This window comes from Candidatus Rokuibacteriota bacterium (assembly GCA_016209385.1).
Lineage (GTDB): Bacteria > Methylomirabilota > Methylomirabilia > Rokubacteriales > CSP1-6 > JACQWB01.
In genome coordinates, this window is the sequence record JACQWB010000110.1 from 1 (window position 1) to 18,684 (window position 18,684).

Genomic DNA, 18,684 nt, shown 5'->3' on the forward strand with positions numbered 1-18,684 from the left:
CCCACCGCTGGGCCAAGGAAGACGCGGGTCCCCCCGAGCAGGCTCATGAGAACCGGATCCGCCGAGGTGGTCCAATACACGGCCTCAGGTGTCACCGCCCGCTGGAAGGGGGCGAAGAGCGCTCCTGCCAGCCCCGAGAAGGCTCCTGAGATGACGAAAGCTGCCAGGCGATAGCGGGTCACCCGAATCCCGACGAACTCTCCCCGGATAGCGTTCTCCCTGATGGCCTTGAGGGCGAGGCCGAAGGGCGAGTCGATGATTTTCCAGAGGATAGAGAGGCCGAAGGCGACGATGATCAGAGTGAAGTAGTAAAACCCGGTCATCGACCCGATGTCCAGAGTGAGGCCGAAGAACTTCAGGGGCGGGCGAGGGATCATGTCCAAGCCATCGCTCCCGCCGGTCACCTCGTTCCAGTGCCAGACGACGGAGTGCAGGATCTGGGCGAAGGCCAACGTGAGCATGGCGAAGTAGATTTCGTCCAGCCTCACGCAGAAGTACCCGATGATCAGAGCCGCCAGGGCTGCTAGGAGTCCCCCTAGAGGAATCGCGACCAACATGGGAACGCCGAGGTCCCTTAAGAGGAGGCCAGCGCAATAAGCGCCGACGCCGAAGTAGGCGGCATGTCCGAACGAGAGGAGACCCGTATAGCCAAAGAGGAGGTTGAAGCTCGAAGCGAAGAGGGTAAAGATGAGGATTTCCGTAGCGAGCAAAAGGTAGAAGGGGGGGAGGAGGAAGGGCAGGCCGGAGAGGGCCAAGACTGCGCCCACCCCGATGAGGATCATCGTCCTGATCCGCTTCCCCTCGTGACTCACGCGGCCTTCCCCAGGAGCCCCCTCGGGCGAACGATGAGGACAACGGTCATGAGCATGAAGATGAACGCCATGTGAAAACGGGGGATGAGGAGGATGCCGAACGCCTCCAGTTGGCCGATCAGGATGGAACCGAGTATAGCTCCGGGGAAGCTCCCTAAGCCCCCGATGACCACCACCGCGAAGGCCTCCACGATGACCCTGACCGCCATGTCTAGCGACAGCGAGCCCAAGGGGCTTGCCATGGCCCCGCCCAGGCCGCCCAGCCAGGAGCCCAAGGCGAAGACGGCTGTAAACAGCCTGGGGACGGGCACCCCGAGGGCGTCCGCCATCTCCCGATCCACGGCGGCCGCCCTCACCTGCGTCCCGATGCGAGTTCTTTGAAGGAAGAGCCAGAGCCCGAAGGCGACGAGGAGACCTGAGAAAATGATGAAGAGGTTGTACTTCGGAAACCCGCGTCCGAAGACGGGGATGGAACCCGACAACGGATGAGGATACGGGATCGAATAATAGGTCATTCCCCAGATCATCTTCACCAGATCGGTGACGACCAGGATGACACCGAACGTGAGCAGAAGCTGATAGGGAACGGGTCTCCGGTACACCGGTCTCAGCAGGAGGATCTCGATCCCGGCGCCGAAACCGGCGACGACGATCGGAGCGACGAGGAGCGCCAACCAGAAGTCGCCGAAGACGCGCACGGCAGTATAGGTCAGGTAGGCCCCCAGCATGTAGAGCGTCCCGTGGGCGAAGTTCAGGACTCCCAACACCCCGAAGATCAGGGAAAGCCCTGAGGCGATCAGGAAGAGGAGCATCCCGAACGTCAGCCCGTTCAGGAAGAAAAGAACGAAGGAGGAGACTTCCATAGCGGTGTGCCTATATCACGCCGACTCCCTTTGCTCACGCTGAACCATATCCGTCAGATCAGGATCACCGTTTCAGGCAGGGTTCTCTTCCAGCTGGGGGAGTGAGTTGTCTTTTGGCGTGCTTCCTACGAGCCAGCCAAACCACATGACAGCCAAGCTCATAACAAAGAGCACGGCCGCGGTGCCGACTCGCGCTAGCGATCCGAAGAAGGCGAGTGTGCCGCTCGAGACGCCCGTAATGGCCAACCCCACGACGGGTAAGATAGGCACCCCGCACCCCACGACACTGCATGCGCTTGTGGAGAATCCGAGCACGCTGGTCACAGCACCCATGATGCCTCCGTGTCGCCCCGTCTTCATCCCCCACCCGGAGTGCCGCACGAGATCTCGATAGTAAGCCCACAGAGCGAAATACGCGCCGAACAGGAGCGACGTGAAGATGAACCGGGCTAAGGAGGGGACATCTATGAGAAACCCCCATTCCAATCCCTCCACCGGGTTGTCCGCACTGAACCACGCGATCGCCAGCTGAGAAAGGAACTCCAGTTTTCGCGTCAGGGAGACTTCGCGCGAGGCAAGCCACTCAGGCAATCTGGGAAGCCAGGGATTGAACGTGAAGTGATCCACAGGTTTGCGGGCCATGGAGAGCACGATAACCGGTACGAATAGCGTGTAAGCAAAGACCCCGAGTGCGACCGCCCCGAAGACCCTCGGCCGAGCCCGGACGCCAGCCACGACTCCACCGATCGTCCGCTCGATCGCTTTCGCAAGCCTGAGGTGCATCAGCTCACTCCCCCCACTTACACGATAGACCTCCGAACAGGCATCGCTTGCCGGAGTTGATGAGCCGGTCCGATCCCCAACTCTTAGGCGCTACGCGTAGCATATCGAGGCCCAGAATCCTTACCGATTCTCGGCTTCCGTAAACACCGGACCAGAGGTGGCCAGTGCATCCCCCACCTGGCAACGCAGTCGGCGGCGGCTCCAGAGTAGGTTTGCCGTCAGGGCGAGGGCGGCCGCCGGGACGAAGTAGGGTCGCACGGCGATGACCGCGACGGTGAGCCCCGCCGCCAGGGATCCGAGCGCAAGCACCGCAGTTGGCACACAGCAGGTAAACCCGGTGAGGAGAGCCGGCGTCGAGGCCAGGAGGCCCTTCATAGTTCCAGCCTGCCCGCGCTTCGCCCGGGCGGCGCGCACCCGCGCGAGGGCCACGCTCACGTTGAGACCGACCAGCGCCGCGAGCGAGAGGGCGACGAGCAGATTCGGCACAGACAGGAACACCGCAACCGAGCGGAGCGGATAGACCGCCACGACAGGCTCCCAAACGAATGGGGCGATGGGCTTCCATATCTTCGCGCTCCAGTCGGCCGCGACGGCGACCGATGGGACGGGTGCCCCCGCGACCAGGTCGACCCCGGGTACCACCACGATGTTCTGGACTGAATACAGGTACGCCAGCACGTAGCCCAGACCCACCAGCAGACCGAGCCGCCTGCCTGACCCGGCGCGCAGCGCTCCGTTCTGCGATCTCCACATCCCGACTGCACCTCAGACCACCAGGGGTAAGCGGCTCAGCTGGTGGTCGCCTCCCGCACCTCCGTCCGGGGGAAGAACGCATACCAGGCGAACCACATCACGTCGTACGCCGCCAGCACGGGAAGCTGCGTCCCGGAAAGCCGCCCGCCCTGGCATCGGCCTGTCGCCGTCCAGGGAGCCCGGGTCTGTTCGTCAACGAACGTGTTGCCTTCACGGCGAAAGGTGAGCACCGTCGTTCCGGCGCGGCGCGCAAACACCCGGACCGCCGCGAGTTCCTGGTCGTACAGGGCGACCAGCGGCACGCCAGCCAGGCTCGCGTTGATCACCTTGTGCCAGGCCACGGCCGCTTTGGGAATGGCCAGGCGCGCGCCGTTGGCCTTGATCCCGATCACGACGTGCTTGTCCGGAAACCGCGGGTCGGCGGTCATCACCGGGAAGAACGACCCGCCGCTGTCGTAGTAGGTCCCCCGGCGCTCGTAGGAGCCATAGGGGTCGGAGCCGTACGCCCGGAAGAACCCGGTGTCGGTGGAAAGGACGAGGCTTTCAGGGTGCTTCGCCCGCCAGGGGCCCCACGTCGTCCAGGCAAGAGGAATCTCCTCCAGCACGGTTCCCTTGTTGGGGCCAGCAATGGCCACCCCCAGGATCTGAGGCCACTGGCTGTCGGTCTGCCGGTCGTACATGAGCAGGTTACTGTTGACGAGCTTTCCAGTGGTTCCAAACGTGAGGGCGGCGCGATCTCCGCGGGACGAGCCCTTAAACCCGACGGCGGAGCCGGTCAAGGGACAGTAGGTGATCGAGAGCTTCTCTCCACCGATCTCCTCGTTGACGATCTCGTGCCAGACCAGGATCTTCTGCGGGTACGCTTTGACCACTCCCCGGTACTCGAGGCCGAACACGATGTCCCCTGCGCGCAGGAACTTCTCCGCCCCGGAGGCAGAGACGTACTTGGGCCGGTCGATCGGCGGGATGCCGTCCTTCGGCGGCCCGCCATGTTGAACGTTTTTTACGAAGTCCTCGGGGGACCACGCCTTCGGGGCGGCCGCGAGTGCGGAGAAGCCAACCCAGCCCGAACTGCCGGCTACGACCAGGGTTCCCAGCGAGCCCAGGAACCCCCTCCGCGACAACCGCACGCCGCTGCGTCTCACCTCATCGCGCTCCATTCCGTTGCTCATCTTCCCTCTCCCGGTGACGCGACGGCTCCTCCACCTTGCGCCGCGCGATGTCCTCCTTGGCTCACTGGATGAGGGATCGTCTCTTTCACCTCGACGATCGAGACCGAGGGCATGAGCTTGCGCGGAAGAGGTAGAGGATGGCGGAGATCAGGGTCCCGGCGTGGCCGATCCCGATCCAGAAGACGAAGGTCGTGATGTAGAGCGCCCACATCTGGGGCACGCGCTTGCCGTCGGCGCCGATCCCGATGTAGATCTGCCAGGACCAGGCCCCGAAGAGCGCAGTGGCCAGGACAAACCCGATAAGGGACCATCCAGCCATACCAGGCATTGCTTGGCGGCGCCAGGGTACGGAGGACATCCCGGTTGACGTCCGCATAGGTGGGCTGCGCGTCAGAATGGGCGCTCATGACTGCATCCTCTCCGGCAAAAACCTAGCTCCAGAGGTCCTCAATGGCGGATTCCGCTACATCTTCCGCAGGTAGAGGACTCGGACCGCTCCCCAGGCGCCCACCGTCATGGCGGCGAAGGCGGTGAGGCTCCCGACCGCCAGGGTTGCCGAATTGGTCAACCCCTGCGTGATGTTGCAGCCGTCGGCCAGAATCGCACCGATCCCCATGAGCAAGCCTCCGGCGAAGACGTTCACCAGGCTCCAGCCGTGCGGAAGCTTCCAGCTGAACTCTCCTGAGCGCCACGCGCCGACGAAGGCGCCCAATGGAACCCCGAGCAGGAGGACCATACTCCAGTTCACCCTCGTGGGGTAGCCGATCAGGGGGTAGGTAAAGACGTGGCTGGTGTTGATCGCAAACGTAATCCCGGTCGGGGCTTCGCCGAAGCTGGAGGTCCACCACCCTAGAGCGATCAAGACGCCGACCACCGTGCCGGTCAGGGGCCACGGCCACTTGTTGTGCTCGGGCTCGCTCGCCCCACGCCAGAGCACCCATCCCAGCACGAGCGCGAGCGGGACAATCACCGCCCAGGGGGAAAGCCCGATCACGTTGTAGAGCGTCGGGGGGTTCCCGCTTAGCGTGAGGGTAGGGGTCTGGAGCATGCGGCGCAACGGGGCCAGCGTCCCAACAGAGGTGGCGGTAGCCCCCACGGCGAAGCCGAGCAGCACCACCCACGCCCCCACGGCCCCTTCCCCGACGCGGTACCACGTGCTTGCCGAGCACCCCCCGGACAGGATCATCCCGAAGCCGAAGATCAGGCCGCCCACCAGGTTGGCGAGCCAGCGGAACGGCCGGATCGGAATCTCCACAAGCCCGCTGGCGAGGAGAAGATGAACTCCCACCGTGGCCACCAACAGTGCCAGACCGTAGGCGCGGAGGATCGTGGCGTCGCCCATGATGAAGAAGTTGGACAGCGCCCGGGTCAGGCAGAACCCGCCCCGTTGGGTTGCGTAGCCGAAGGCGAGTCCGGTGAGCAGCGCAGAGAGATAGTACGCCCAGGGGATGTCTTCCATCTGTGGCGATGCTCTCAATACGTTTTATCCAGGACGACCTCAACGCCGCGCTGGCCCACTCTGACAGGCGCCTTGGCCTCTCCTTCGAGGTCGCCCGGACCGGGCGGTCCCGCCTTCCCGTCGCGTTTCACGCGTGCAAGTAACATTACCTCGCCTTCGAACGGGGTGCCGCGAATCATCCGGTCTTCTGGGCCCAGGGAAAACTCCACAGGAAAGACGGGACTGGGGATCCGCTTGGCGGCCAGGGGCGGGCCATCCCCTCGCTTCGCGATGATGAACAGCACACCTCCTGCGGGGACCCGAGTACGGAGCGAAGGCGCCAAGGCTACGGTCCCCGTGATGGTCCCTCGGGACGTGGCGACCTGCCGGGCGCTCGCCGGTCCCACAGCGAGCCGCGTCCTCGCCTCGGTGATCATCCGGGCGACCTGATCGGCGTCGGCGGGGGCCAGGGTCTGAGCCATGAGGGTCTCCCACGCATTGATCGCCCCGACGTAGTCCTGCTTGACTTCAAACAGCACAACCCCTTTGGCCCACAGGGCAAACGGATAGGTTGGGTTCGTCGTCAGCGCTCGCTCGACGGCGAGGAGGGCCTCATCCCCGTGGCCCGCGCGGAGAAGGATCAGGCCGAGGGACGTGTGGGCCTCGGGATTCCCAGGATCGAGCACCAAGGCTTGCTTGAACGCGTCGATGGCCGCGCGCCAGTCCTGACGCTCGTAGGCAGCCCGGCCCGAGGCCAGGAGCCTCGCGACGTTCTCTGCCGGGCCCCGGCTCCCGGGCGCGATCCCGCCCGGGCCGGTCCCCGTCAAGAAGTCGCCGGTGAGGGTGTCCTGCTCGCCCATCCGCGGCCGAAGCGACTGGGAGAGGAAGTATCCGAGCGAGAGGCCGAGGACCAGGAGGAACGCGCCGGCTGAGACCAGGCGCCAGGTGCGTCGGGGCCGGACCGTCTGCTCCGCCGCCTGGCGGGCAGCCGGCCTCGGAGGGGCGGACGCCTGAGGACTCGGCCGAGGCGAGCGCCTGATCCGATCAAGCTCGGCGAGGACCTGGGCCGCGCGAGCTTCGTAGTCGTCGCGCATCGCTTCGTAGTCGGCCTCCGAGAGTTTGCCTGAGCGATAGTCAAACTCGAACTCTCTGAGCGCTACATAGAGGTTCTCGCGCTCCAGCTCGATGGGCGAGAGGTGCTCTGGGTCTTTAGGCCCGGCGTCGGCATGGGCGTCGAAGGCCTCCCAACGCACGCGCTCAAGGAGAGCCGGATCGGGAGCCGGTCGCTCGCGAACCCCGGAGCGTCGCGTCCAGCGCCTGACGGCGCGAACTGCGACGGCGATTCCCACCGCGGCCGCGGCGAACGGGCCGATCCACACCAGCAGGCTCAGCCCGCGCGGCCTGGGGGAGAGCAAGATCCAGTCCCCGTATTTTGACAGGAAGTACGCCTTGATCTCCTCGGGTGTCTTCCCTGCCCGGAGCTGCTCCCTGATGACGTCGCGCATTTCCCGGGCCATCTCAGAGGGTGAGTCCGCCACCGAGAGGTTCTGGCAGACGGGACAGCGGAGCTGGGCGGCGATGGAGCGGACCTGCTCGTCGAGATCCTGCTGGGCCAGGAGGAGCGCGGGCATCGCCAGCCATAGTCCCAGCAGCCCTGCCTCGAGCAGCCGCCGGAATTTGCGCTTTTCGCTACCGGATCTGGCGGTAGTCACCCTTCCCCTCCCTGGCGCTGACGATCCCCTGAAGCCCCTCGTCCAGCTTCGCCGTGATGGTCTGCCAGCCGAGCGCCCCGACGTGCTTGTAGGTGATGCGCCCCTCCCGGTTGATGATGAAGGTCTCGGGGATTCCCCAGACCCCGTAGTCGATGGCGAGCTTCCCCGACGCGTCCCGTCCGTTCGGGTACGTGATCCCGAACTCCCGGAGAAACGCTTTGGCGTCCTCTTCCGTGTCCTGGATGTCGATGCCGAGGAACACGACGTCTCGTTCCTTGTACTTCTGCCAGGCGGCCTCCAGCGTGCGGGCCTCGGCGCGGCACGGCGGGCACCAGGATGCCCAGAAATTGAGAAAAACCACCTTCCCGCGTAGTTCTTCCAGGCTGAGCTGGCGGCCGTCGAAGAGGGTGAGCGTGAACGGAGTCGCCGGCTTTCCGAGAAGCGGCGTCGGGATCTCCCGCGGCTCCCGCGTGAAGCCGTAGGCCAGGAGGGCGATCAGCGACCCGCCGACAACGAAGAGACCGACCAGACGGATGAGCAACCGGCGCGAGCCCATCTACCCCTCGCGCGCGGCGCGCGCCCGGAACGGCCAGAGGCCTAGGAGCGTTCCGATCGTGATGACGGCTCCGCCCAACCAGATCCATGCCACGAGCGGGCGGACCAGGGCTTTGAGCGTGACCTGGTCCTGGCGCACCTGGCTGAAGCCGGAGAGGATCAGGTAGAGGTCCTCGCTGAGCGTCGACCGGAATACCGCCCGCCCGATCGGAGACTGCTGCGTGGGGAAGAACTTCAGCGCGGGGTTAAGCACCCCGATGTCGTGCCCGTTGTTCGAGACCCGGAACAGCCCCTCGACCCGGACGTGGGTCGGCTGCTCGCTGGCCCGAAGCCCCTCGAACCGGATTCGGAACCGGTCGATGGTGAGTGACTCTCCGGCATTGAGCGTAGCCTCCCGCTCGACGCTCGCGCTCATGGAGCCGGTGATGCCGAGGACCACGAGGACCACCCCCAGGTGGACGATGAAGCCGCCATAGCGGCGCTGATTGCGACGGACGAGCGTGGCGAGGGCAGCGCCGAACCGTTCGCCGGCGATCTCGCGACGGGCCCGGACCGCCCCCACCGTGTCTAAGAGAATCGTCAGCGCGGCGAAGGCCGCGAGGGTGAGGGCCAGGAGGGGCCAGAAGTCCCGGACGCGCCAGGCGAACAGGACAAGCCCGATGGCGAGCGAGAGGGCCGCGGGCCAGAGGAAGTTCCGCCGCAGGTTGTCCCACGACGCCCTGCGCCAGGCGATCAGCGGCCCCACGCCCATCAGGAAGACCGCGGCGAGGAAGAGCGGCGTCGTGATCCAGTTAAAGTACGGTGCCCCCACGCTCACCTTGACCCCGGCCACCGCCTCCGAGAGCAGGGGGAACACGGTGCCGAGGAAGATCGTGAAGAGCGCCGAGACTAGGACCACGTTGTTGAGGAGGAACGCTGACTCGCGGCTCATCATCGAGTCCAGCTCGGGCTGCGCCCGAAGGTGGTCGGCCCGCCAGAACAGAAGCGCGAAGGAGCCCAGGACGACTACGGCCAGGAAGCCGAGGAAGAAGATCCCGACGGGCCCGTTCGAGAAGGCGTGGATCGACGAGAGGATCCCGGAGCGGGTCAGAAATGTCCCGAAGATCGTGAGGCCGAAGGCGACGATGATGAGGGAGAGGTTCCAGGTCTTGAGCATCCGCCGCCGCTCCTGGACCTGGACCGAATGGAGGAAGGCCGTCGCCGGGAGCCACGGCATGAACGCCGCGTTCTCCACCGGATCCCACGCCCAGTAGCCGCCCCACCCCAGCACGTGGTACGACCACCACGCGCCCACCAGGTTCCCCAGCGTGAGGAAGAGCCAGGCCGTGAGGGTCCACCGCCGCGTGGTGAGGATCCAGGCCTCGTCGAGCTTCCCGGCGATGAGCGCGGCCATGGCGAAGGCATAGGGGACCGTGAGCCCGACGAACCCGGTGTAGAGGAGCGGCGGGTGGGTCAGCATGTTGGCGTCTTCGAGCAACGGGTTCAGGCCGCGACCGTCCGCTGGCACCGGGAATACCCGCTCGAAGGGGTTGGAGGCGAAGGCCATGACCGAAAGGAAGAAGGCGGACACGATCGAGAAGATCATCAGGACCCAGGGCATCAGCTCCCGGTGCCGGTCCCGGTAGATCCACGCCACGAGCCCCGAGAAGATAATCAGGATCCACTCCCAGAGGAGGAGGGAGCCCTCCAGCGCCCCCCAGAGGCCCGTGACCCGGTAGTAGACGGGCGTCGCGCGGGTCGTGTTCAGCGCCACGTACTTGATGCTGAAGTCAGTGGTGACGAGGGCGTAGATCAACGTCAGGGCGGCCAGGGTGACGAAGGCGAGTTGGCCCAGGATAGCGCCGCGCGCGCTCGCGAAGCAGGCCGCGCGCCAGGTCCGAGCCCCGAGGATTGGAGCAGCGGTCCCCCACCCGGCCAGGGCCAGAGCCGCGAGCAGACTGCCATACCCGATCGTGGCTGTCATGAACGCACCTCCCGGGGAAGATTACCTCCCACGGCTGAACCGCGCGCGCCCCCTGAGCCCTCTACCGGGAGATCCCACAACTCGCTCCTTCCGGCTGGGGAGGCAGCAGGTGGGAACGTTTCTTCAGCTCGCCGTCAACGTTCTGAATCCACCCCCTCAGGCTCGAGTAACGAGGTCCCAGGATCTCTTGAGGATCGACTGTATCCCAGTCGATGCCCCGGAGCTGCAACACGAGCGCCGTCCGCACATACTGCTGCGGGAACCAAAACGCATTGAACCTGAGGGCCGCCCTCAAGATCTCCTCTCGGCTGAAACCGTTGGCGGCCATGAGCTCGAGCAATCCCAGCATCGCCATGCCGTGGTTACAGTCCGGGAAGGCGGTGGGATTGTCGCAGCAAGGCCGATAGATAGTCCGGGCGAGGTCCGAGACGAGTTCCTGCTGCTCCGGCTGCAACGCGACGATGTCCAAGTAGCTGTAAACGTCTTCGGCAGGCTTTGCGCCCAACGTCCACCCGCCTGTGCTTGCCAGCCGCATCAACTCGCTCTGAGGTCGCACGAGCACCAGCGTGTCCAACACCGGATTCTTATTGGCCAGCCCCAGCCCCCAGAACACGTTCGCCAGAAATCGAGCATTCTCTGTGGTGATCGTGATAAAAGCTTCCGAACGCTCCTCGAGGTGACGGAGATCGGGGAGCGGACGCCCCTTGGTGTCCGCGTGAAGTTGCTTGAGCTTCGGCAGGTCGAGGACCCCGAGCCGGACGAGCGTCGACCCGAGATCCCCCCACTTGATGGGCAGGGTGAATCCTTCTTTGGGAAGTACCTTTGCACGAACTCGGGCAACCTCCTCCGAATCCAGGGGCTTGGCGGATTCCGCCTGGCCTGGCGTGACGGGGTGCTGGGCTTCGGCAGCCGGGACGCTCGCCCAGCTCACGAGGAGAATGACCGTGGCTGTGAACCCGTGCCTCATGGTGAACGCCTTTGCGTGGCTAACGCCGGTTCAGCTCCGTGTGTTGAAAGCGCTTGTCGCCGCGTCGCGACAGGACCACATTCCACACTGCTCTCGCGACGAGTCCCGCCGCGCCGCCGTTCAGCAGCCACCGAAAGACCGTCACGTCCGACGCTGCATGCAAGGGATAGAGCAAGGCTGCGACGCTCGCCACGCCGAGCACGAGCGGGAGCCGCTGCCGATCCCACCAGGCGGAGCAGGCGAGTGCCGTTCGAGCTCAATAGCGGATCACCTCCCGCGCGCTCGGGTACCTGTCGTAGATGACCAGGCTGTCTTCACCACGGGCGGCCTGTTTCACATACATCGCTCGCTGGTGGGCGAGCGCCGCCTGATAGCGCTCTTCCCCGATGATTCGGGAACCCCGGCGGGCCTGGCGGGCCGCCTCAGCGTCGTCAAAAATCATCACGACCGCGTTGTTTAGAGGCTGAAACTCCTCGCGCAGCTGTTCTCCCAGGGCCCGGAGCTCGTCGGGGGTCGGCTCTGGACCCACGGCGATGAACCGCCCCGCGCCTCCGGGGATGCGCCACCGCGCCACTGCGTGATACCCGCGATCGCGCGGCGATCGCAGAGCTGAAAGCGACCCCACCGCGACAGCTCCGGCACCGATCGGCAGCAACAGGAGGAGGCCCTTTCTTACGAAGCTTGCGGGGTCGCGAGCGACGGGGCCAGCGACCTCGGCAGCTCTCCTGCGCGGCACGGCGAGCGGGGCGAACATCGAGAGCCAAGCCACCAGGGCTCCGGCGAGAAGGAGCACGCTCATCGCCTGGGGGACGATGATCCCGGCAACCACGGGCGGGTCTCCCCGGAAAAACTCCATCGCGAAGCGGACGACTCCATACGCGACGGCATAGCTCAGGATCACCGCGCCGTCCTGCTTGGCGTGCCGACTCACCTGCCATACGACGAGGAAGACGGCGAGATAGGCGAAAAGCTCGTAGATCTGGATGGGGTGCAGGGGCACGCCCAGGGGCGCCATCGCTCTGGGATCCGTGAACGTGATCGCCCACGGCAGCGTGGTTGGCCGCCCGTACGTGTCGCCGTTGAGAAGGCAGGCGATCTGGCCGACCGTCTGACCCAGAATTAGACCCGGAGCCACGGCGTCCGCGAATCTCCAGAACCGGACGCCGCGGCGGCGGATGTCCCACAGCGCTGCAGCGAGCCCACCGAGGAGGGCGCCGTGGACCGAAAGGCCTCCGTGCCAGACGGCGAGGATCTCGAATGGATGGGCCAGGTAGTACGCAGGCTCGCTGAAGGCGATGTAGTAGAGTCGAGCGCCGACGAGCCCGGCCACGACGATCGGCCACGAGGCGTCCGTGATCGCGGAAGGATCCAGCCCCTTCAGCCGGGCCCCGCGCGCCGAGAACCAGATCCCCGCCACGATGGCGATCGCCACGAACACCCCGTAAGAGCGGAGCTCATAGAATCCGAGATCGAGGAGGACCGGATACATCGGGCCTATTTCCTCCCGAAGATGCTCAGGTGGTTCCCGAGAGCGCAGTCACTCGGCTCCTGATCCGACCGCCGTTCCCTCATCCGTGTCCTCTACTCCCGACGGCTTTAGAACCCCGGGCGTCCGCTCCGAAAGAGGCTCAGCGGGAGTCCGGGCAGCCTGGCCTCGCCCCCAGGGAATGAAGGCCGGCGTCTGGGCGGCGTAGTCCAGAAATGCCTCGCCGAAGAAGGTCGCCAGCTCTTCCTCCTCCTCCCACGCGAGCCGCACGTACATGACGATCAAGACGGGAGCCATCAGCAGCGTGAGGAGGGTCGGCCATTGGATGTTGAAGCCGAGGATAACCAGGATGAGCCCCAGATACTGAGGGTGGCGGATGAACCCGTAAATGCCATCGGTCACCAGCGTTGCCCGTCCGCGATAGACGGTGATCCATCCGATAGCGACCAGGGTGGCACCGGTCACGACGAGACCGGTGCTGACGAGCATCACCAAGTAGACGCCCTGGCGGAGCGGAAGCACACCCAGGCGGTCCAGGAGGAAGGCCCAGAGGTGGCTCTCCTGGAAGCCGAAGTCCTGGGGACGAAGACCCAGCACCGGGGCGAGCAGGTAGAGCGTCAGCGGCAGCCCGAACATCTCGGTGAAGAGCGAGATCAGGAACGCCGTGTAGAGCCCGGCATTCCCCCATTCCACCCGCCGTCTCGGCAGCGTGAACGTGAGCAGGAAGAACGTGAAGAGGCCGGAGATGACGAGAACGAGCTGCCAGTCCCCGTACCAGAGCTCGAAGGGGACGCTTCCCGGCACGTGGCGCACCGCGTTCAAGAAGAGCCAGAAGCCCCAGTCGAGAACGAGGAAAACCAGGACCCAACGCAGGATCCGCCAGAGCGCCCCGATTCGTTCCATCGGTCCTCCCCTGTCTCAGGCCGCGCGCTTGGTGTCGCGTAGCGCACGGAGGATCATCCCGAAGTTCTCTCCGAAGCGGCGGTCGAGCTGGCGCGTCCGGATCCGCCCCTCTTTGTCGACGATCACGTACCCGAGCTCGGCCATGTCCATCCCTTCGCCTTTCATCCGGTACGCCCGGATGACTTCCATAGAAGGATCGGCGAGCACGGGGAACGGCAATCCCAGCTCGCGGGCCATGCGGGCCTGCGCCTCCGTCGTGTCCCGGCTGATGGCCAGCACCGCCGCCCCCTCGGCGGTCAGCTCACCGACCCGTGCTGGCAGCTTCCCGAGCTGCACACGACACATCTCTCAGCCGGCGCCCATGAAGAAGAACAGGACGACCTCCTGCTTGCCCAGGTAGTCATCGAGCGTGATCACCCGGCCGGTGGAGGCCCAGAGGTTGAAGCGGGGAGCCGGCTCAGGAGGTGTGGCACGGGCTCCGTTCCAAAGCCAGACGCCGCCTCCGATCAGCAGCAATCCGGCCAGGATCCCGACAATCCACCTCCTCTTCCGCCGTCGGGTCCAGCGGCGCGCGTCCGCCGCGTCTCCGCCGCGTTTCGCGGGCTTCTTCGTCGTCTTTTTTCCCATAGAGCGTCCTTCCGGTTAGTGCGGTCTCAAGGTCAAGCCTTGACCCTCATCTCCCGGTCTCAGCACTGCGGGGCGCAGTGGCCCGGCCTGACGATCACGATCTCCTGCTTGCACTTCTCGCAGACATACCGCTCGCCCGCCTTGGGCAGCGTCAGCTTCTCCTCTCGTTTACGTCCTGAACTCGCGCGACCTCGATCGCCCCTTGAACCTCGCGCGCGAACTCATCGGCGTGGCCCTCGGAGCAGAACGCCTCTCCGAGCCGGTGCACCTGCCCATTGGCCTCCCGCCCGCACACCGCGCAGTACGCCGCCTGGACCCGGCTGGGCCGGGTCCTGGTCTCGGGTGGCTTCGTTGGCTCGGTTGTCCTGCAGCTTTCGCCTTGCCCCGCAAGGCTCCCAGTGCTCCCTCACCCTCCAGTCACGCCCCGGCGGAAGAGGAAAAACGCCAGGCCGAGCAGCGCCAGAGCCCAGATCCAGTTCTCCATTTGCGCCCTCCTCGAGCCCTACCGATCCTTCTCTAGGAGCTGCTGGACGAGGCGGCGGGCCGCCTCGCTCTGCCAGTCCCGTTCTCCGCGCACGAGCCCGATGACCCGTCCGGCGCGGTCGATGAGGACGGTGTTCGGGTGAGCCCAGAGGCCGAAGAGCCGGGGGATCTGGCCATCCCGGTCCAGAAGGAGCAGGAACTGGATGCCGGTCTCCCCGGCAAATTTCCGGACTGTCTCACGATCCTCACCGAGGTTCACCCCGATCACTTCAAGCCCCTGGCTCCTGAACTCCCGATCGATCGCAGCCTTTGCGGGAGCCTCCCGCAGGCACTTCGGTCAGGTGGTGGTGAAGAAGCCGAGGAGCACAGCCTTTCCCTTGAGGTCTTTGATGCGGACGGTCCTTCCGTCGAGCGACGGAAGCGCAAGCTCCGGCGCCGGGGCGGGGTTGGCGGGCCGCTGCACTCCCATGGCGGCAAACGGATCTTCGGTCCCGCCGGCGAGGCCGTTCCCGCCCACCGTCAACGCCACGACCGCGAACCCGGCTATCGCGCTCAGGAGCACCATTCGGTGAACGGGCTTTCGTGCAACTTCCATCTATCGCTCCTTTGGCTTCTCCTGCACCAGGACCCTCACGTTCTGACGGAGGCGCTCAAGCGACTCCCAATCGGTACCGTGGTAGTAGCCCCGGATCTGCGCCTGCCGGTCTACCAGCACGAAGCGGGAGCTGTGGATGATCGGCTTCCGCTCCGGGTTTGGGACCGGGTGAGCCCAAGCTTGAGCCGGCCCGAGCCCTGCTCGCTCTCCGCCCGGCGCACGCTGAGCCTTTTCACCCTGATCGACGACTCCGAGCCGGAATCCCTCAATGGCGAGCCGGTAGATCGCATCCCTGAGACCGGTCAGGAAGAGCCAACGCTCAGGATCAGCGCGGAAGCGGGCGGCGTATTCCGAGAGCACCTCCGGGGTGTCGTGCTCAGGATCGACGCTGATCGAGACCAGCTTCACGTCGGCTTCCGCCGAGAGGTCGGCCTGAAGCCGCGCCATGTTAGCGCTCTGGAGCGGGCAGGTGTCCGTGCACTCGGTATAGAAGAAGTTGACGATCCAGACCTTTCCCCGGAGATTCGCCAGCGTGATGCGCCTGCCACCCCGCTCGATCAGGGAGAAGTCGGGAACCTGGCCATAGACCTCCAGTTTCTCGAGCACGCCCTGGGTCTGGTTGGGAGCCACGAGGCCAAAGGTCCAGGATAAGCGACCGCCGAGGGAGGACCATGCTGCTAGCCCGCCGCCAGCAGCGGCGAGCAAGATCAATAGCGTCCACAGCAGAGGCCGTCGCGCGATCACGCCCACTCGCATCGCATATTCCTTTCGCCGGCCAGCTTGGGCGGTATTCCCCTCTCAGGTCGGCGGCAACGGGGTCGGCGTGCTTGGCCCGAACTTGCCGTACTTCTGGTCGATCGCCGCCCGGATCGCGCGGAGCGGCTTCCGCTGGGCCTGCATCGCCATCACGTCCCGCGTGATGTTCAGGCAGATGTCTCAGCCCACCGCGTGGCTGTTGAAGGTGATCAGGCCGTTGGCGTGGCGCTCGGTGACGTAGCAGTCGCCGTTGTGCCGGTGCCCGATGTTCTTGCAGCCGCAGAAGCAGGGGATGTATTGGAGGGCCTGTTCGTTCTCGGCGGCATAGCGATACGCCTCCTGCACCTTCGGGGCCGCGTTCCTGGCAAAAGACGGAAGCGCGCGGGGGGGGACGGTCTCCAGGAGATCACCGCTGGGGGTGCGGCGAGGCGACGGCTCGAACGCGAGAGCTCGGGTTGGCGTGGGCAAAGGACCGCCGAGGACCACCCCGAGGATCGTAGCCACCTGTCGAAGAAAGTGCCGACGTTCAGTTCGATTCCTCATCGTTCCTCCCTTTGGACCGAGATCCACTGCACGCTCTGCTACCAGGCATCGCCCGGGGCTGAGGAAGACGAGCTCAGAGGGCATGATCTACCGCTTCGTGCACCAGGAGCAGGGCCACGGTCACGTAGGCGAGGACTAAACCCGCGGCAAGATTCAGCCACCCGAACCGCCGAACCCACGCGCTCCCGCGCTCTCCGGAGGCCGGCCGCCGGGCCGCCAGCGTGAGCCCGACCGTTCCCGCAAAGCCGAGCCCGGCGAGAGTGAGCTTGGCCGTCAGCAGCAGCGTGTACGTATAGCCGAAGCGGAAGTGTTCCATCAGCGAAAGCCGCGAGGGGAACGGCACCAGGCTGAACGGCGTCCAGGTCAGCATCTGGTACGCCCCTGTCACGCCCTGCACGCCCAGCCCCAGCCAGAGCAGCACGAGAACCCGCCGGGCGTCTTGCGCCCCGGCGAGCAGCAGCGCCCCGGTTCCGCCCAGCCAGAGCGCGAACCCCACGAGGTGGCCGAAGCGCGCCCAGGCATCCCCAGCGACCTGGGGAATCGCGAAGAGCCGGAAGCCGGCAGCCGTGTTCCGGGTGTCGGCACCGTAGGGAGGTGGCGCTCCCTGACGGGCCGTAGCGGCATACGCAAACTCGTCCGGGCCCGCGGGCCCGGCGATCCCGCCCATGGAGTGCAAAGGGGTCGGGGCGAGGTCCACCGCCTCGTGCAGCACCAGTGCCATGGCCGTTACCGCCGCGAGCGCAAGGCCGACCGCCGCGCTGCCTCCGATGAAGGCGCGGCGTAACGCGGCGCGATTCCGCTCGGGCGGCCACCAGAGATGCAAGACGGTAGCCACGAGCGCGACGAGCACGGCCAAGAGGAAGAGCGCCTGCTTGACGCCGATGAGGATGATGTAGGCCGCCCCAAACTCATACTTCCGCCATAGGATAGGCAACGCGAAGATGTCGGGGGGCTCCGGCGTGGCGGCGCCGTACTCCATGTTGTAGCTCCCGGTGCCGAGCGACACGATGAAGAGCGCCCAGCTCGCGAACAGGAGCCGCTCGAGGGAAAGCCCAGGGAGCCGGCTCGCCGCGAGCACTCCCCCGACCCAGAGCCCGAACGCCACCAGGTGCGCCCACTGGAACAGGAGGTGAACCAGCGTGCGCCAGTGATTGAGGAGCTCCGGATCGGCATGCTCTCCCGCGTCGTGGGCCGCCGCGAGCGAGGCCGCGAAGAGGAGCCAGAGCCCGATCCCCCACGCCACGCCCCACCGTCGTGCCATCCCAGGGGCCGCTCATCCGATCTTCGCCAGCGTGATCATGCCCCCCTCCATGTGCATCGGCTTGTGGCAGTGGAGGAACCAGTCGCCCGGGTGGTGGGCCGTGAACTCGACCACCACCGAGCCCATGTGCCCCTCCACATCGACGCTGTCCCGGACGATGGGCTCAGCCAGCCGGCGGCCGTTCACCTCCAGCACCTTGAAGGACTGGCCGTGGAGGTGCATCGGGTGGGCCTCCATGCTGTGGTTCTCGAAGCTCACACGCACTCGATCCCCACGCTTGACGCGCAGCGGATCGGTCTTGGGATACTGCTTGCCGTTGATCGTCCAGACATCCGAGCCCATCATGCCGCCGCTCAGGACGAGGTCATACGTCCGCTCGTGACCCGACGGTCGCGGGAGGACGTCCCGGCCGCGGCCCACGGCGTACTGCCAGAGGTCCAGGCCGGAAACTCCCTCCACCGGCGCCTCGGGCTTGGCCCCCTCGTGGCCCTCATAGATTACGAGAACCTGCTCACCGGCACCCGGATGTCCGGCCTCCACACAGTAGAGGAACCAGACCCCTGGCCGATTCGCGACAAACTGGACATCGTAGCGCTCGCTCGGAGCAATAGGGACGGCGTCAACCTCGACCGGCTGAACCAGGGGATTCCCGTCGGTGTGGGTCACCTGAAGCCGGTGGCCGGCCAGGCGAATCACGTGCGTGTGGTCGGCGCTGGCGTTGATCAGGCGGAGGCGAACCCGCTCGCCCTTCCGGACCTTGAGCGGTTGGGTGGCGGGGTACACCTTGCCGTTGATGGTCATGACGTCGTAGGCCGGGGTGTGGCCACTGCCCATCATGCCGCCCATCCCGCGGCGGCCCATCATCCCCTCCATCATCCGGCCCATGCCGCCACCCATCATGCCCCCCATCATCCCGCCCATACCGCCCCGGCCGCCGGCGGTCCCCTCGCGTGTGCTCGGAAGGGGGTTCCCGGTGCCGGTGGCCCAGTCGTCGAGGACCAGGGTGTACTCG

Annotated in this window: 21 protein-coding genes; all 21 read right to left on the reverse strand. The window is 65.9% G+C overall.

The genetic code is table 11. The features are described 5' to 3' along the window. A partial coding sequence (locus HY726_07330) for a branched-chain amino acid ABC transporter permease (protein MBI4608800.1) occupies nucleotides 1-812 on the reverse strand: 812 nt, incomplete at its 3' end. After that, nucleotides 809-1,675 carry a branched-chain amino acid ABC transporter permease gene (locus HY726_07335; protein ID MBI4608801.1) on the reverse strand — a complete coding sequence of 289 codons (867 nt, stop codon included), beginning with the start codon at nucleotides 1,673-1,675 and terminating at the stop codon, nucleotides 809-811. The genes HY726_07335 and HY726_07330, both read right to left, overlap by 4 nt. Nucleotides 1,676-1,747: 72 nt before the next feature. Further along, complete coding sequence (locus tag HY726_07340) at nucleotides 1,748-2,458, reverse strand: hypothetical protein (protein ID MBI4608802.1); 711 nt, start codon at nucleotides 2,456-2,458, stop codon at nucleotides 1,748-1,750. Nucleotides 2,459-2,578: 120 nt separating this feature from the next. Then, entirely contained in the window at nucleotides 2,579-3,211 is a 633-nt protein-coding gene (locus tag HY726_07345; GenBank protein MBI4608803.1) for a hypothetical protein, read from the reverse strand. 35 nt (nucleotides 3,212-3,246) lie between these two features. Then, entirely contained in the window at nucleotides 3,247-4,383 is a 1,137-nt protein-coding gene (locus tag HY726_07350) for a DUF3179 domain-containing protein (GenBank protein ID MBI4608804.1), read from the reverse strand. 85 nt (nucleotides 4,384-4,468) lie between these two features. Beyond that, nucleotides 4,469-4,702, reverse strand: a complete 234-nt coding sequence (locus HY726_07355) for a hypothetical protein (GenBank protein MBI4608805.1) — start codon at nucleotides 4,700-4,702, stop codon at nucleotides 4,469-4,471. A gap of 144 nt (nucleotides 4,703-4,846) precedes the next feature. Next, nucleotides 4,847-5,842, reverse strand: a complete 996-nt coding sequence (locus HY726_07360; protein ID MBI4608806.1) for a YeeE/YedE family protein — start codon at nucleotides 5,840-5,842, stop codon at nucleotides 4,847-4,849. A gap of 14 nt (nucleotides 5,843-5,856) precedes the next feature. Continuing rightward, nucleotides 5,857-7,533 (reverse strand): cytochrome c-type biogenesis protein CcmH, encoded by a 1,677-nt coding sequence (locus tag HY726_07365; GenBank protein ID MBI4608807.1) that lies wholly within the window; start codon nucleotides 7,531-7,533, stop codon nucleotides 5,857-5,859. Continuing rightward, nucleotides 7,511-8,089, reverse strand: a complete 579-nt coding sequence (locus HY726_07370) for a TlpA family protein disulfide reductase (GenBank protein MBI4608808.1) — start codon at nucleotides 8,087-8,089, stop codon at nucleotides 7,511-7,513. Before HY726_07370 ends, HY726_07365 begins: the two co-directional genes overlap by 23 nt. Further along, nucleotides 8,090-10,051 (reverse strand): heme lyase CcmF/NrfE family subunit, encoded by a 1,962-nt coding sequence (locus HY726_07375; GenBank protein ID MBI4608809.1) that lies wholly within the window; start codon nucleotides 10,049-10,051, stop codon nucleotides 8,090-8,092. It abuts the gene before it with no gap. A 61-nt stretch (nucleotides 10,052-10,112) separates the two neighbouring features. Continuing rightward, nucleotides 10,113-11,018 carry a hypothetical protein gene (locus HY726_07380; GenBank protein ID MBI4608810.1) on the reverse strand — a complete coding sequence of 302 codons (906 nt, stop codon included), beginning with the start codon at nucleotides 11,016-11,018 and terminating at the stop codon, nucleotides 10,113-10,115. Nucleotides 11,019-11,274: 256 nt separating this feature from the next. Further along, nucleotides 11,275-12,507 (reverse strand): prolipoprotein diacylglyceryl transferase, encoded by a 1,233-nt coding sequence (lgt, locus tag HY726_07385; protein ID MBI4608811.1) that lies wholly within the window; start codon nucleotides 12,505-12,507, stop codon nucleotides 11,275-11,277. A 48-nt stretch (nucleotides 12,508-12,555) separates the two neighbouring features. Continuing rightward, a complete protein-coding gene (locus HY726_07390) occupies nucleotides 12,556-13,407 on the reverse strand; it encodes an isoprenylcysteine carboxylmethyltransferase family protein (GenBank protein MBI4608812.1) in 852 nt (283 codons plus the stop codon). A 15-nt stretch (nucleotides 13,408-13,422) separates the two neighbouring features. Then, nucleotides 13,423-13,743, reverse strand: coding sequence for a peroxiredoxin family protein (locus HY726_07395; GenBank protein ID MBI4608813.1), 321 nt, complete (start codon nucleotides 13,741-13,743; stop codon nucleotides 13,423-13,425). Between the two features lie 12 nt (nucleotides 13,744-13,755). Next, nucleotides 13,756-14,034 carry a hypothetical protein gene (locus HY726_07400; GenBank protein MBI4608814.1) on the reverse strand — a complete coding sequence of 93 codons (279 nt, stop codon included), beginning with the start codon at nucleotides 14,032-14,034 and terminating at the stop codon, nucleotides 13,756-13,758. 502 nt (nucleotides 14,035-14,536) lie between these two features. Further along, complete coding sequence (locus tag HY726_07405) at nucleotides 14,537-14,845, reverse strand: TlpA family protein disulfide reductase (protein MBI4608815.1); 309 nt, start codon at nucleotides 14,843-14,845, stop codon at nucleotides 14,537-14,539. A 9-nt stretch (nucleotides 14,846-14,854) separates the two neighbouring features. Continuing rightward, the gene (locus HY726_07410) at nucleotides 14,855-15,112 is read right to left on the reverse strand and encodes a hypothetical protein (protein ID MBI4608816.1); all 258 of its coding nucleotides are present in this window, start codon (nucleotides 15,110-15,112) and stop codon (nucleotides 14,855-14,857) included. Continuing rightward, entirely contained in the window at nucleotides 15,113-15,718 is a 606-nt protein-coding gene (locus tag HY726_07415; GenBank protein MBI4608817.1) for an SCO family protein, read from the reverse strand. 330 nt (nucleotides 15,719-16,048) lie between these two features. Then, nucleotides 16,049-16,411, reverse strand: coding sequence for a hypothetical protein (locus tag HY726_07420; protein ID MBI4608818.1), 363 nt, complete (start codon nucleotides 16,409-16,411; stop codon nucleotides 16,049-16,051). Nucleotides 16,412-16,484: 73 nt separating this feature from the next. After that, nucleotides 16,485-17,672, reverse strand: coding sequence for a hypothetical protein (locus HY726_07425; protein ID MBI4608819.1), 1,188 nt, complete (start codon nucleotides 17,670-17,672; stop codon nucleotides 16,485-16,487). 12 nt (nucleotides 17,673-17,684) lie between these two features. Beyond that, a partial coding sequence (locus HY726_07430; GenBank protein ID MBI4608820.1) for a multicopper oxidase family protein occupies nucleotides 17,685-18,684 on the reverse strand: 1,000 nt, incomplete at its 5' end.